Annotated in this window: 1 pseudogene; it reads left to right on the top strand. The window is 30.5% G+C overall.

The features are described 5' to 3' along the window. Positions 1-295 precede the first annotated feature (295 nt). Positions 296-440, top strand: a pseudogene (locus tag AC1DJR_RS33510) (cell division protein FtsZ); the annotation flags it as partial.

The following is a 440-nucleotide window of genomic DNA, read 5'->3' as shown; positions in this document are numbered from 1 at the left end:
AAGTTACATATAGCGGAATACATTACCGTAGAGAATTCGGAAGTATAATCCGTATATACTCCGGTGTATAATGCGGTTTATATTACGGAATATATTTCGGGAGTATTGTAACCCTTGATTTTAAAAGGTTCTTGATTAAATATCAGAGATATATTATAGTTAATACATACGATACTTCGGAAGTATATTCCTAAGTATCTACGGCGTTTATTGCGGTAATAAATTCCGTAATATTAATTTTACTTTTTTGTATCTATACATAATTTTAATATTTATTAAAGGTGGTGTGGAATTAGTGTCAAATATATCAATGAGTAGCCAAGAAATTATAGATACTCTGTGTGATACCTTAAATGATGGCATCTGGGCCTTAAGAGTTTTAGATTTGGAAGGAACTATGCACAAAGAAGGCTTGTGGGAATTTGTAAATAAATTTCATA

This window comes from Bacillus sp. 05T31 (assembly GCF_056396725.1).
The sequence above is the reverse complement of the archived record's forward strand: the minus strand, read 5'-3'. Positions and strand labels throughout refer to the sequence as shown.